Below are 13,119 nucleotides of genomic sequence, written 5' to 3' on the forward strand. Positions count from 1 at the left end.
CGGCCCTCCCGATCGCGCCGGCGGGCGCCCGACGGTCATTCGGCCGACGCCGCGAGGTCCATTTGGACTTACAACGGCCGGCAGGGTGACGATCTCCCGTCCAGTGGTCCGATCCGCTGGTGGTCCGAATGGACCTTGCACCCGGGTCCAATTGGACCATCGGAGCGGGCCGGCGAGCCCGGCCGGGATCCCCCGAAGTCGTCTCGCCCAAGTGGACCTCGCCGCGAGGTCCAATTGGACCATCAGGGAACCGGGGGGAGGCGCAGCCCACCCGGGAGGAGTCAGGCGGGGGCACCCTCGGGGCGGGGGAGCGACCGTTCGTAGGGGGGCCGGTGGACGCCGTGCTCCGTGACGATCGCCGCGACGAGGCGGGCGGGGGTCACGTCGAAGGCGGGGTTGGCGGCCATCGTCCCCGGGTCGGCGGCGGGGCGGCCGTCGAGGGTGAGGCCGCGGACCTCGTCGCCGGAGCGCTCCTCGATGGGGATCCCGGCCCCCGTCGGCGTCGCCGGGTCCACGGTCGTGCTGGGGGCCGCGACGATCATCGGGATGCCGTGCTCCCGGGCGAGGACGGCGAGGCCGTACGTGCCGATCTTGTTCGCCACGTCCCCGTTCGCGGCGATGCGGTCCGCCCCCACGACGACGTGGGAGACGGCGCCGCCCGCCATCATCGCCGCCGCCATCGAATCGGTGATGAGGGTATGGGCGATCCCCTCCCGCCCCAGCTCCCACGCCGTCAGCCGGGAGCCCTGCAGCAGCGGCCGCGTCTCCGGCACCACCACCCGCACCGTCGGGTCCGCGGCGTGGGCGGCGCGCACCACGCCGAGGGCCGTCCCGTACCCCCCCGTCGCGAGGGCGCCGGCGTTGCAGTGGGTCATGATCCGCGCGCCCCGGCCGAGGAGGGCGAGGGCGTGGGCGCCGATCGCCCGGCACCGCGCCACCTCGTCGTCGTGGATCCGCCGCGCCGCGTCGGCGAGGGCGGCGGCGGTGGCCTCCGGGCGACCGGGGTGGGCCGCCACCAGGGCCGACTGGGCGTCGACCGCCCACATCAGGTTCACCGCCGTCGGCCGCGCCGCGCGCAGCGCCGCGGCGGCACGCGCCACCTCTGCGGCGAACGCGTCGCCGTCGTCGTGGGGGGCGTGGGCGGCGGCGAGGGCGACGCCCATCGCCCCCGCGACCCCGATCGCGGGAGCGCCGCGGATCGCGAGGCGGCGGATCGCGTCGACGACCTCCGGCCACGCCGTGCAGCGCAGCACCACCTCCTCCGAAGGGAGGCGCGTCTGGTCGAGCATCTCGACGGCGTCGCCGGTGAGGCGGATGACGTCGTGCGGCGCGACCCCCGCCGGGGCGGTCACGTGCCCTGCTCCCACGACGCCAGGTACCGCGCCTGGTCGTCGGTGAGGACGTCGATCCGCACGCCGAGGGCGGCGAGCTTCAGCTTCGCGATCTCCTCGTCGATCCGCGGCGGCACCGGGTACACCCGCGCCTCCAGGTCCGCGCCCTCCCGCGCCAGGAACTCCGCGCAGAGGGCCTGGTTCGCGAAGCTCATGTCCATCACCGACGCCGGGTGCCCCTCCGCGCACGCGAGGTTCACGAGGCGCCCCTCCGCCAGCAGGTTCAGCCTCCGTCCGTCGGGCAGCAGGAACTCCCGGACCCCGGGGCGCACCTCCCGCTCGGCGCGGGCCATCGCCGCGAGCCCGGCGACGTCGATCTCCACGTTGAAGTGGCCCGTGTTCGCGAGGATCGCCCCGTCCTTCATCTCCCGCATGTGCTCCGGCCGCAGCACGTCCACGTCGCCGGTGGCGGTGATGAACACGTCCGCGAGGCGGGCGGCCTCCGCGACCGTCATCACGGGGAACCCGTCGAGCACCGCCTCCAGCGCCCGCCGCGGGTCGACCTCCAGCACGATCACGTGGGCGCCCATGCCGCGCAGGCGCCCCGCGACGCCGCGGCCGAAGGGGCCGAAACCCGCGACCACCGCCTGGCGTCCCGCGACGAGGAGGTTCGTCGCCCGCAGCAGCCCGTCGATCGTCGACTGGCCGGTGTTGTCGAACATGTGCGACGTGTCGGCGTCGTTCACCGAGATCACGGGGAACGCCAGCCCGCCCTCGCGCTCCAGCGCCCGGAGGCGGATCACGCCGGTGGTCGTGTCCTCCGTGCCGCCGATGACCCCGTCGAGCATCTCGCGCCGCTCACCGTGCAGCACGCCGATGACGTCGGCGCCGTCGTCCATCGTGATCCGCGGCGCGTGGTCGATCGCGGCGGTGACGTGGCGGTAGTACGTCGCCTCGTCCTCCCCCCGCCGCGCGTACGTCGCGACGCCGAAGTCGGCGACGAGGGCGGCGGCGACGTCGTCCTGGGTGGACAGCGGGTTCGACGCGACGAGGACGAGGTCGGCGCCCCCGGCGCGCAACGTCCGTGCCAGCGCCGCCGTCTCCGTCGTCACGTGCAGGCACGCCGAGATCCGGAGCCCCGCGAGGGGGGTCTCCCGGGCGAACCGCTCCCGGATGCTCCGCAGGACCGGCATGTCCCGGTCGGCCCACTCGATCCTCTGGCGGCCGAGGGGGGCGAGCCCCAGGTCGGCGACGTCGTGCGGGGGCGGGGACGCCGCCGTCACGCCTGCGGGTCCGCGGACCTCCCGTACCCGGTCTGCGCGAGCCGCTCCTTGAGGCGCTCGATCATCTCGACGGGCCCCGGGTCGACCGCGCGCAGCAACGCGAGGTAGAGGGATGCGTAGTCACCGAGGAGGACGAGGTCGAGCATCCGCGCCAGGCCGCCCTGCCCCTCCGCCTCGATCGACAGCGTGTGCGCGACGTGCGGCTCCACGAGCTCGCGGGTGAGGTCGAAGCGGCGCTGCACCTGCCGGTGGTGGCGGGGGTCGCGCAGCATGATCAGGTGCGCGAGCTGGCTGAGCGGCGCCGGCATGCCCGCGAACCCGACGATCTCGTTGTGGTCGAGCTCGGGGATCGACGACGCGAACGCCGGGATCTTGGCGTTCTCGTTGAACTGGCCCTTCCAGCGCACCGCGATCGGGGCGGTCGCCTCCGCGCCCCAGATCAGCGGGACGGCGTTCTGCAGCGACCGCGCGAGCTGCTTCGCCGGGTTGCCGGTCTCGGGGACGTCGGGGCCGTACGCCGCGATGGCGCCGGAGATCGTGGCGCGCGCCTCCTCGAGGTCCGACGTCAGGGACGGGACCAGCTCGAGCCGGTGCAGCAGCACCACCAGGGGGACCATCATCCGCAGCAGCGCCGCGCGGGGCTGGAGCCCCGGCACGACGGGCACGACGGGGACGCCCTCCGCCGCGTAGAACGACCCGAGCTTGCCGCCGCTCGTCACCGCGACGCACAGGCTGTTGCGCTCGAGGGCCTGGGAGGCCGCCGTCAGCGTCTCCTCGGTGCCGCCCGAGTACGACGACAGCACCACGAGGGTGCCCTCGCCGATCCAGCCCGGCAGGTAGTAGTCGCGCACCACCGTCACGGGCACCCGCAGGCGCTCGCGGTACGCGCCGGTGACCAGGTCGGCCGCGATGGCGGAGCCGCCCATGCCGCAGATCGCGACGTCGGTGATCGCGTCCGCCGGCCACGGGATCTCCACGGCCTCGGCGGAGGCGCGGGCCTCGTCGAAGGCGGCCAGCGAGTCGCCGATCCCGCGGATCAGTCCGAGGGAGTCGGCCTCCAGGGCCTCGGGTCCGTCCAGTCCGAACATGCCGCGGAGGCTACCGGAGTGGGGCGGCGGTCACGCCCCCGCGCCGGTCGGCACCGGTGTGGAGGGGTCCACCACCGTGCCGGGGGCGATGCGGGCGTCGTCCCCGACGATCACGCCGGGACCGAGTCGCGCCCCTCGGCCGACGGTCGCGCCGGCGCCGACGATCGCGCCGTCGAGCGTCACGTCGACCCCGATCCGCGCGCCCGCCCCGACGACGCTGCCGCGCACCGACGCCCCCGCCGCGAGCACGGCCCCGTCGCCCAGGCACGACCGGTCGTCGACCGTCGCGGACGGGTCGACGTGGGCGCCGGCGCCGAGGTACGCCCCGCCCGTCGGGGACTCGGTGCGCAGGGCCCCCGCCAGGACGTCGTGGTTCGCGGCGAGGTACGACGCGGGGGTGCCGATGTCGCGCCAGTAGGCGTCGCTCGGGTGGCCGTGCAGGGTCCCCCGCTCCGCGAGCACCGGGAACACCTCGCGCTCGATCGAGCACGACACGCCACGCGGGATCAGGTCCAGCACGGCGGGGTCGAGCAGGTAGGTGCCGGCGTTGATGCGGTACGGCTCCCCGGGCCGCAGGTCGGCGGGGGTGGGCTTCTCCACGAACGCCTCGACGGTCCCGTCGTCGTGGAGGCGCACCAGGCCGAAGGCGCTCGGGTCGTCCACCGGCGTCAGGGCGATCGTGCCCTGCGCCCCCGTCGCCCGGTGCTCCGCGGCGAACGCCGTCAGGTCGAGGTCGGTGAGGATGTCGCCGTTCAGCACCAGGAACGGGGCGTCGTCGAGGAGGTCCTCGGCGTTGCGGACCGCGCCGGCCGTGCCGAGGGGCTCCGGGTCGACGACGTACCGCAGCCGCACCCCGGCGGCGGCGCCGTCGCCGAAGTGGTCGCGCAGCGCGTCGGGCCGGTACCCGCACGAGAAGATGACGTCGTCGACGCCGTGGCGGCGCAGCAGGTCGATCTGGTGGGCGACGAACGGCCGGTCCACCAGCTGCATCATCGGCTTCGGGCGGGTGTCGGTCAGGGGTCGCAGACGGCGCCCCTGACCACCCACGAGCACGACGGCCTGCGTCAGAGCGGCGCGCCCACGTGCGCGGGGATCCGGCCGATGCCCTCGAACGCGTAGCCGAGGCGGGTCATCTCCCGCGGGTCGAGGGCGTTGCGGCCGTCGATGACGATGGCGGAGCGCATCGTGCCCTGGGCGGCGGCCCAGTCGAGGCCGACGATCGCGGCCCACTCCGTCACCAGCACGGCGGCGTCGGCGCCGGCCATCGCCTCCTCGGCGGTGGCGGTCATCGACACGCCGTGCAGCCGGTCGTAGACCTCGACGACGGGGTCGTAGGCCACGACCTCGGCGCCCTCGGCGAGCAGCCGGGCGGCGAGCACCAGGCTCGACGCCTCGCGCATGTCGTCCGTCTCGGGCTTGAACGCCAGGCCGAGCAGCGCGACCCGCTTGCCCTCGAGCGTGCCGAGGTGCTTCTTGAGCTTCCCGATCACGCGGCGCTTCTGGAGCTCGTTCACCTCGATGACGGAGGTGAGCAGCTGGAAGTGGTACCCCGAGTTGCCGGCGAGCTGCTTCAGCGCCGACACGTCCTTCGGGAAGCAGCTCCCGCCGAAGCCGATGCCGGCCCGCAGGAACGACGACCCGATCCGCGAGTCGAGGCCCATGCCGTGCGCGACCACCTCGACGTCGGCGCCGACCTCCTCGCAGACGTTCGCGATCTCGTTGATGAAGCTGATCTTCGTGGCGAGGAACGCGTTCGACGCGTACTTCACCATCTCCGCCGAGGGGACGGAGGTGCGGATGATCGGCGCGCCGAGGGGCGCGTAGAGCGCCGCGACGCGGTCGCCCTGCGCGTCGTCGAAGGACCCGATCACGACGCGGTCGGGGCGCAGGAAGTCGGCGATCGCCGCGCCCTCCTTCAGGAACTCCGGGTTCGAGCAGTAGCCGACCTGCTCCAGGCCGCGCGCGTCGAGCTCGGCGCGCACCCGCTCGCCGGTCCCGACCGGGACGGTGCTCTTCATGACAAGCACGTGGCGGGCGTCGGCGCCGACCTTCTCCAGCTCCTCCACCACGCTCATGACGCGCGACAGGTCGGCGTCGCCCGAGTACGTCGGCGGGGTGTCGACCGCGATGAACACGACCTCCGACCGCTCCAGCATCCGCTCCAGCGACAGCGTGTACGTCAGCCGGTCGCGGTGCTCGGACATCATCTCGACGAGGCCGGGCTCGTAGATCGGCACCTGGCCGTCGTTGAGCGCCGCCACCTTGTTGGCGTCGATGTCGCGGAGCGTCACCTCGTAGCCCATGGAGGCCAGGCACACGCCGGTCACCAGGCCGACGTAGCCGGCGCCGATCACGCCGACGCGCTCCCGGGGGGCCGGGCCGCCGCCGTTGACGGCATCCGCGCCGGGTTCGGGCGCTGCGCTGCTCGCGTTGTCGGTCATGGGGTGCTGGCCTCCGTCGAGACGGTGATCGGGGTGTCGGTCCTGTCGGCAGGCAGCGTGGCGCGGTTGAGTGGCCGCATCGACTTGGCGATCTCCTCGATCGTCTTGGCGCTGAGCTCGTTCATCAGGGTGTTGGACACCCAGTACCACGTGTTGCCCGTGCGGAACGCCAGGCGCTGCAGGTTGCGCCCGTCGTAGAACGTAAGGTACTCACGCCCGCCGCTGGTGTACCTCCCCGTCGGACCGTCGACGATCGGGGGGTTCTTCATCGACGTCATCATGATGCTCCAGTACTTCGGGGCCCCCCCGACGTACACCTGGAACACCACCTTGACCGCCGGCGGGCCGTTGTCGCCGCCCCCCGTCGAGATGCGGTAGGCGCGCACGATGCGGGCCTCCGACCCCGTCGCCACCTTGAGCGGGGCCATGATCCGCATGCCGGGGACCTCCGACCGGAGGCCGCGCAGCGTCTCGACCATGCCGGTCGTGTCGACCGTCGAGGCCGCGGGCCGCGCCTCGGCCTTCGGCGGCGTCGCGAGCTCGCCGGTGAAGTCGGCGCCGGCGACGACGACGACCTCGTTGCCGCTGCCGCCGCCGTTCTCCAGGGCCCCGATCGTGGCGCCCGGGCCCATCAGCGCCGCGATCTTGCGCGCCGGGTCGCGGAAGCCGTCGGCGTAGTAGACGGCGCTGTTGGCGAAGTCGAACGAGTCGGCGTTGCCGCCGACGCGGGCCATGTACCTCTTCTCCGCGAGGGCCTGCGCCACGTCCTCGGCGGCGAGCAGCTCACCGGACCCGTTCAGCACGGTCACGTCCACCGTGCGCGGGTCGATCGGCTTGGCCGCCGACGTGTCCTGCTCGAACTCCGGCTCCTTCCAGAGCGCGACCTTCGCGGCGATCTCGGACGGGTCGGCCAGCTCGACCGACGCCCCGTTGATCATCCCGCTCGCCCCCTCGATCGAGACGCGGGCGATGCGGTCCTTCGGCGCCTCCAGCGCGAGCGTCAGCAGCGAGATGAACCGCGGCACGTTGTCGATGCTCGTCTCGATGTTGTCGCCGAAGATCTTGCGGAAGCTCGTGACGTTGGTGAGGTTGCCGAGCTGCTTCGTCTGGCGCTTCAGCTCCGACAGGAACTGCTGCTGGCGGGCGATGCGCGAGTAGTCGGAGTCGGTGTGGCGGTACCGCACGTACGAGAGGGCGCGGGTGCCGTCGAGCTTCTGGTAGCCGGCCTGCAGGTCGATGTCGGCGTAGTTCGTCGCCGCGGTGCCGATGTTCTTGTTGTAGTAGCGCCGGTCGATGTCGAGGTAGACGCCGCCCACCTCGTCCACGAGGCGCGCGAAGCCGGTGAAGTCGACGATCACGTACTCGTTGATCGGCTCCCCCGTCAGCTCCTCGACGGTCTTGATCGTCGTCGCCGGCCCCTGCGAGTAGGCGGCGTTGATCTTGTCCTGCCCGTAGCCCGGGATCTGGACGTAGAGGTCGCGGGGGAAGGACAGCATCGAGATCAGGTCGCGCTGGGGGTCCATCCGGACGAGGATCAGCGAGTCGCTGCGCCCCGGGTCGCCCTCCGACGGCCGTGTGTCCGACCCGATCAGGAGCACGTTGACGGGCTTGCCCGGCAGCACCGGCTTGGTGGCGGCGCGGGCGGCCTTCGCCTCGGCGGTGTTCGGCGCGGCGGCCTCGAGGGTGTCGTCGAGGTAGATGTAGGCGCCGCCGCCGGCCGCGACGACGAGCGCGACGATCGCCCACAGCGACCACCCGACGACCGCGACCCACACGCGGCGGCGGCGCGGGACGCGCCAGTAGCGGGCGCCGCGGTGCGGCGGCTCCTCGCGGCCGGGGGGCGTCACGGTGCGGGCACCCCGGTCCCCGTGCCGGCCGCCGTCGCCGGCAGCTCGGCCACCATCCGCGCGAACTCGGTCAGGGCCCGGCGGTACCGCGGCAGGCTGTCGATCTCGACGTACTCCTCGGGTCCGTGGTGGCCGGCGCCGCGCGGGCCGAACTCGACGGCGGGGACGCCCACCTCGATGAACGCGACCGCGTCGGAGGCGCCGTCGCGGCCGACGGACGTCGCGGACGGCTCGTGGCGCCCGGCGGCGTCGAGCAGCGTCTGCACGTAGACGTGGTCGGGCGAGACGTCGGCGGGCGGGCGCTCCAGCAGCACCTCGATGCGGGCGCGCGGCTCGAGCGAGAGGATCTGGGCGAGCACCTCGTCGGGCGACTGGCCCGGCAGGTACCGCACGTCCACGTCCATGCGGCAGTGGTCGGGGACCTTGTTGACCGCGTCGCCGCCCTGGATGCGGCCGAGGTTGATGGAGGGGTGCTCGAACAGCGGTGCGGACTCCGTGGCGAAGGGGAGCGTCGCGATGCGCCGGTACATGTCGATTCCGCGCAGGACGGCATTGTCCCCCAACCAGGGCGTCGCCCCGTGGGCGGCGGTCCCGGCGACGTCGACCCGCAGCATCAGGACGCCCTTCGCCTGCACCCCGACGCGCATGTCGGTGGGCTCGCCGCAGACGACGAAGTCGGCCCGCAGTCCGTCGTGCACCATCATCTGGGTGCAGTTCTCGCCCGGCTCCGACCGCTCCTCGTCGGGCACCACGATCAGATCGACGACCGCGCCGCGCAGGCCGCTCTGCGCGAGGTCGGCGACGGCGAGCATCATCGCGCCGAGCGCCGCCTTCATGTCGTACGCGCCGCGGCCCACCAGCCGGCCGCCGTCGATGCGGGGCGTGAACTGCTCGGGGTACCCCGGGACGACGTCGATGTGCCCGTGGTAGACCAACCGGGTGGGGCCGTCGCCGACACGGGCCACCAGGCTGCGACGACCCCCCGTTTCGACGTGGGAGACGGTCGCGCCGCGGGCCTCGAGCCACCCGGCCACGAAGTCGGTGGCCTGCCCGATCCCGGAGCGGCGGGACGTGTCGTAGGCGATCAGCCGCTCGGCGAGCAGGACCTCGTCCACGCGGAGGAGGATAGCCGAGCCCCGGCCCGGAGTGCTCCACGGCCGGGCTCCGCCCCGCGGATCCCGGTCCTGACCGGCCCTTAACCGTCGGCGGGGGCCGCCGCCGCGGGGCCGATCTACCCTCGGTGGAGTGCTCGCCGCCCTCCTCAGCGCCCTCCTGCTCGCGACGCCGCAGGCGACGCCCGTGGAGCGTCCCGTCGCGATCCCGGCGTCCGGCGGCGTGACGCTCGCCGCCACCCTCAGCGTCCCCGCGGGACCCGGCCCGCACCCCGCCGCCGTGCTCGTGGGGGGCTTCGGCCCGGCGGCGCGCGACGGCTCGTTCGGGCGGCGCGGCGGCCCCTACGCCGACCTCGCGCGGCGCCTCACCCGCGAGGGGGTGGCGGTGCTGCGGTACGACAAGCGCGGCCTCGGCGACTCGGGGGGTCCCGCGCTCAGCTGGCTCGACGCCCGCCCCCTGCAGCGCGACGCGGGGGCGGCGGTCCGCCTGCTGGCGGCGCTGCCCGGCATCGACCCGGCGCGGGTCGCCCTCGTCGGCCACAGCCAGGGCGGCGACCTGGCGCTCGCGGCCGCGACGGGATCCCCCGCCACCCGGGTGGTCGCGCTGTCGGCGCCGGGCCGCCCGCTCGGGCTGCTGCCGCGGGTCTCGGGGGGCGCGCGGCGTCTGCTCGACCGCCTCGCCGGACCCGGCGTGGCCGCGGCGACCCTCTCCGCCGACCCCCGCCGGGCGGCCGCCGGCGCCCGTCAGCCCGTGCTGCTGGTGCACGGCACCCGCGACGGCACCGTCCCCGTCGCCGACATGGCGACGCTGGCCGCGGCCCGCCGCGCCGCCGGTCTCCCCGTGCGCACCATCCGGGTGCGGGGCGCGAACCACTTCCTACAGGTCGAGGGCCGCGTCCCCGCCGCGACGGTCCGGCAGATCGCGGCCTTCGTCTCCTGAGCGCGTCGCGGCCTCGTCGCGGGGGGCGTCGATCTCGCGGACCGGGTTGCGCAGGCTCCACAGCCCCCAGGCGCCGAGCAGCACGGCGCACCCCGCGAGCGTCGCGGAGATCCCCGCCTGCTCGGCGACGAGGCCCGCGACGGTCGAGCCGAGGGCGATCGGGCCGATGACCGACAGCTGGTAGAGGCCGAGCATGCGCCCCAGCAGGCGCGGCGGGGCGCGCAGCTGCGTGGCGGTGTTGGTGGCGGCGAACATCCAGATCCAGAACGCCCCGGCGAACGCCATGCCGGCGAGTCCCACCAGGAACCACGGCGTCAGTGCGACGACCAGCATCCCCACCGAGAAGAGGGTCGTGGCGGTCGGCAGCGCCAGGTGGCGCGGGTAGTCGCGGGCGTGGAGGCGCTCCAGCAGCCACGCACCGACGAGCGCCCCGCCGCCCATCGCCCCGAGCAGCAGGCCGAGGCCGGTGGCGCCCGCGTCGAGGCGGTCGGCGACGACGGGGGCGAGCTCCTGGATGGGTGACGCGAGGGTCGTGAAGATCGCCATCCCGACGAGGAGGCGGCGGATCGCGCGGTCGTGGACGGCGTGGCGGAGGGCGTCGCTCATGCGGACGGGGGCGCCGGCGTGGACGACCGCCGGACGCGGGTGGAGGCGCAGGAGGACCCAGACGAGCGCGAGGAACGAGACGGCGTTCAGCGCGAAGCAGGCGGTGGCGCCGAACACCGCCAGCACCCCGCCACCGATCGCGGGCCCCGCGAGACGGGCGACGTTGATGCCGGCGGCGTTGAGGCTGACGGCCTGGGAGAGCTTCGGCGGCGGGACGAGGGCGGGGATCAGGGCGAGCATCGCGGGGAGGCCGAGCGCGAAGCCGAGGCCGACGACGAAGGTGAGGACGTAGATCGCGGCGACGTGGGTGCCGTCGGTGAGCGTGATCACGGCGAGCACCCCCGCCGCGACGGCCTGCATCCCGAACGTCCAGGCGCCGACGATGCGGCGGTCGAAGCGGTCGGCGAGGCCTCCGGCGTAGGCGGAGAAGGCGATGGCGGGGGCGCGGGTGACGAGGGCCAGCGCGCCGACGGCGGCGGGGCTGTCGGTGGCCTGCAGGATGAGCCAGCCGCTCGCGACGATCTGGAGCCACGACCCCGCGTTGGAGGCGAGGCTGGCGAGCCACACGGCCCGGAAGTCGCGGATGCGGAGGATCTCCGGGACGGCGCTCATCGGCTCCAGTATCACCGCGCCGGGGGCGACCGGCCCGGGCGCCGTGGGAGGATGCGCTCGCCGTGCGCGCCCCGATCCCGACGAGCGTCCCGACCCCCGAGGTGCGGCCCGCGGAGCCGGGGGACGCCGCCGCGATCGCCGCGGTGCACCTGGCGGCGTGGCGGGCGGCGTACGGCCACGTCTTCCCCGGCGACGCCCTGCGGGACGTGTCCGCCGCCGAGCGCGAGGGCGCGTGGCGGCGCACCATCGGGGGCGCGGCGCCCCGGCGGCGGGTGCTGGTCGCGGGCCCGCCCGGCGGTGCCCCCCGTGGGTTCGCGGTGTGGGGTCCGACGCGCGACGCCGACGGCGACCCCGCGACGACGGCGGAGCTGTACTCCCTCTACGTGCACCCCGGCGCGTGGGGTTCCGGCCTCGGGCGGGTGCTGCTCGCCCGCGGGACGGCCCTCGCACGCGCCGACGGGTTCACACGCGCGACGCTGTGGGTCGTCGCCGACAACGCCCGCGCACGGCGGGTGTACGCCGCGGCCGGCTGGACGGCGGACGGGGCGGGGCGCTCGGAGGAGGTCCTCGGCGCCCGGGTCCCGGAGGTCCGCTACGCCCGCCCCCTCGACGGCGGGGGGCGGGACGCGACGGAGGAGGACGGGGCCGCGGCCGGTTAGGCGGGGGCGGGCGCCTCGGCGTACTCGGCGTCGGTGACGTGGGCGCCCCACGTGACGTGCGACCCGCCGGCGTCGGCCTCGTGCACGGCGAGGTGGGTCATGAACGACGACGGACCCGCGCCGTGCCAGTGGTCCTCACCCGGCGCGAACTCGACGGTGTCGCCGGCGCGGACGACCTCCGGCGGGGCGCCGCGTCGCTGCACGAGGCCCTGCCCCTCCGTGACGTGGAGGACCTGGCCGAGGGGGTGGGTGTGCCACGCCGTCCGGGCGCCCGGCGCGAAGTGGACGCTGACGACCCGCACCGCCGCCGGAGGGGGCGGGGTCGCGATGTCGTCGACCCAGACGTCGCCGGTGAACCAGTCGGCGGACGGGGTCTTCGTGTCGGGGCGGACGCGGGTGATCCTCATCGCCGGGTCAGCTCACGGCGAGGAGGTCGACGACGAAGATCAGGGTCTCGCCGGGGGCGATGACGCCACCCGCCCCGCGGTCGCCGTAGGCGAGGTGCGGCGGGATGACCAGCCGGCGGCGGCCGCCGACCCTCATCCCGGTGACGCCCTGGTCCCAGCCGGAGATCACCTGGCCCTGACCGAGGCCGAACCGGAACTCCTGGCTGCGGTTCCACGAGGCGTCGAACTCCTCGCCGGTGGAGAACGCGACGCCGGCGTAGTGCACCGAGACGTTGCGTCCCGGCGTCGCCTCGTCCCCCTCGCCGACGACGAGGTCGGTGACCTCGAGCTCGGCGGGCGGGTCCCCCTCGGGGGGGTCGATCTCGGGTCGTTCGAGGGCCATGGGACGCTCCGTCGGTCGGGAGGGGGACCCGCCCAGCCTAGCCCGTCACCCGAGGGCGTCGGCGATCATCCACACCACGGGGATGAGGACGGCGCAGGCGCCGAGCGCGACGCCGGCGGTGGCGATCGCGCGCTCGCGCCCCGACGTCCGGGCGCGGGCGTGCAGGCCCACGGCGATCGCGGCGATCGCGAGCGGCAGGCCGATGACGAAGCCGCCCCCCGCGAACCAGTCCCAGGTGAACCAGCTCCCGGGGAGGGACAGGATGCCGAGCAGCAGGGCGACGAGCGGTGCGCCGACGCGGGCGCGGGGGGCGACGTCGATGTGGGACGGGCGGGTGGACACGGGGGACTCCTCCGGTGCGTGGTCTGGGACGCCCCGATCCTCCGTCCGGCCGGCCCGGCGGACATCCCG

Annotated in this window: 13 protein-coding genes; 2 read left to right on the forward strand and 11 right to left on the reverse strand. The window is 74.8% G+C overall.

Going from position 1 to position 13,119, the window contains the following annotated elements; translation table 11 throughout:
* Positions 1-281: 281 nt before the first annotated feature.
* Genes mtnA through IU369_RS13315 form a run of 7 tightly spaced genes read right to left on the reverse strand, consistent with a single transcriptional unit; the run spans position 282 to position 9,105 of the window.
* Positions 282-1,352 carry an S-methyl-5-thioribose-1-phosphate isomerase gene (mtnA, locus tag IU369_RS13285; protein WP_217921463.1) on the reverse strand — a complete coding sequence of 357 codons (1,071 nt, stop codon included), beginning with the start codon at positions 1,350-1,352 and terminating at the stop codon, positions 282-284.
* The gene (gene ahcY / locus IU369_RS13290; RefSeq protein WP_217921464.1) at positions 1,349-2,614 is read right to left on the reverse strand and encodes an adenosylhomocysteinase; all 1,266 of its coding nucleotides are present in this window, start codon (positions 2,612-2,614) and stop codon (positions 1,349-1,351) included. The genes mtnA and ahcY overlap by 4 nt, the downstream gene beginning before the upstream one ends.
* Positions 2,611-3,702 carry a bifunctional phosphoglucose/phosphomannose isomerase gene (locus IU369_RS13295; RefSeq protein WP_217921465.1) on the reverse strand — a complete coding sequence of 364 codons (1,092 nt, stop codon included), beginning with the start codon at positions 3,700-3,702 and terminating at the stop codon, positions 2,611-2,613. The genes ahcY and IU369_RS13295 overlap by 4 nt, the downstream gene beginning before the upstream one ends.
* A gap of 30 nt (positions 3,703-3,732) precedes the next feature.
* Positions 3,733-4,755, reverse strand: a complete 1,023-nt coding sequence (locus IU369_RS13300) for a nucleotidyltransferase family protein (protein ID WP_217921466.1) — start codon at positions 4,753-4,755, stop codon at positions 3,733-3,735.
* Positions 4,756-4,766: 11 nt separating this feature from the next.
* A complete protein-coding gene (locus IU369_RS13305; RefSeq protein WP_217921467.1) occupies positions 4,767-6,143 on the reverse strand; it encodes a UDP-glucose dehydrogenase family protein in 1,377 nt (458 codons plus the stop codon).
* Complete coding sequence (locus IU369_RS13310; protein ID WP_217921468.1) at positions 6,140-7,990, reverse strand: LCP family protein; 1,851 nt, start codon at positions 7,988-7,990, stop codon at positions 6,140-6,142. The genes IU369_RS13305 and IU369_RS13310 overlap by 4 nt, the downstream gene beginning before the upstream one ends.
* Entirely contained in the window at positions 7,987-9,105 is a 1,119-nt protein-coding gene (locus IU369_RS13315) for a M20 family metallopeptidase (protein ID WP_217921469.1), read from the reverse strand. Before IU369_RS13315 ends, IU369_RS13310 begins: the two co-directional genes overlap by 4 nt.
* A 130-nt stretch (positions 9,106-9,235) precedes the next feature.
* Here IU369_RS13315 and IU369_RS13320 point away from each other — a divergent pair, with 130 nt between their 5' ends.
* On the forward strand, positions 9,236-10,042 hold the full coding sequence (locus tag IU369_RS13320) for an alpha/beta hydrolase family protein (protein WP_217921470.1): 807 nt from the start codon (positions 9,236-9,238) through the stop codon (positions 10,040-10,042).
* Here IU369_RS13320 and IU369_RS13325 read toward each other — a convergent pair.
* Positions 9,980-11,260, reverse strand: a complete 1,281-nt coding sequence (locus IU369_RS13325) for an MFS transporter (protein WP_217921471.1) — start codon at positions 11,258-11,260, stop codon at positions 9,980-9,982. The two genes, IU369_RS13320 and IU369_RS13325, sit on opposite strands and share 63 nt — an antisense overlap.
* Before the next feature lie 62 nt (positions 11,261-11,322).
* Here IU369_RS13325 and IU369_RS13330 point away from each other — a divergent pair, with 62 nt between their 5' ends.
* Entirely contained in the window at positions 11,323-11,919 is a 597-nt protein-coding gene (locus tag IU369_RS13330; RefSeq protein WP_217921472.1) for a GNAT family N-acetyltransferase, read from the forward strand.
* On the opposite strand, the gene IU369_RS13335 is transcribed toward IU369_RS13330, so the two are convergent.
* Genes IU369_RS13335 through IU369_RS13345 form a run of 3 tightly spaced genes read right to left on the reverse strand, consistent with a single transcriptional unit; the run spans position 11,916 to position 13,050 of the window.
* The gene (locus tag IU369_RS13335; protein WP_217921473.1) at positions 11,916-12,326 is read right to left on the reverse strand and encodes a (R)-mandelonitrile lyase; all 411 of its coding nucleotides are present in this window, start codon (positions 12,324-12,326) and stop codon (positions 11,916-11,918) included. The two genes, IU369_RS13330 and IU369_RS13335, sit on opposite strands and share 4 nt — an antisense overlap.
* A gap of 7 nt (positions 12,327-12,333) precedes the next feature.
* Complete coding sequence (locus tag IU369_RS13340; protein WP_217921474.1) at positions 12,334-12,708, reverse strand: FKBP-type peptidyl-prolyl cis-trans isomerase; 375 nt, start codon at positions 12,706-12,708, stop codon at positions 12,334-12,336.
* A gap of 45 nt (positions 12,709-12,753) precedes the next feature.
* The gene (locus IU369_RS13345; RefSeq protein ID WP_217921475.1) at positions 12,754-13,050 is read right to left on the reverse strand and encodes a hypothetical protein; all 297 of its coding nucleotides are present in this window, start codon (positions 13,048-13,050) and stop codon (positions 12,754-12,756) included.
* Positions 13,051-13,119: the final 69 nt, after the last annotated feature.

Source organism: Miltoncostaea oceani, assembly GCF_018141545.1.
GTDB lineage: Bacteria > Actinomycetota > Thermoleophilia > Miltoncostaeales > Miltoncostaeaceae > Miltoncostaea > Miltoncostaea oceani.

Coding starts and splice junctions, on each gene's coding strand:
- IU369_RS13340 (WP_217921474.1), bottom strand. CDS start 12,708: ATGGCCCTCGAACGACCCGAGATCGACCCCCCCGAGGGGGACCCGCCC.
- IU369_RS13325 (WP_217921471.1), bottom strand. CDS start 11,260: ATGAGCGCCGTCCCGGAGATCCTCCGCATCCGCGACTTCCGGGCCGTG.
- IU369_RS13305 (WP_217921467.1), bottom strand. CDS start 6,143: ATGACCGACAACGCGAGCAGCGCAGCGCCCGAACCCGGCGCGGATGCC.
- IU369_RS13295 (WP_217921465.1), bottom strand. CDS start 3,702: ATGTTCGGACTGGACGGACCCGAGGCCCTGGAGGCCGACTCCCTCGGA.
- IU369_RS13335 (WP_217921473.1), bottom strand. CDS start 12,326: ATGAGGATCACCCGCGTCCGCCCCGACACGAAGACCCCGTCCGCCGAC.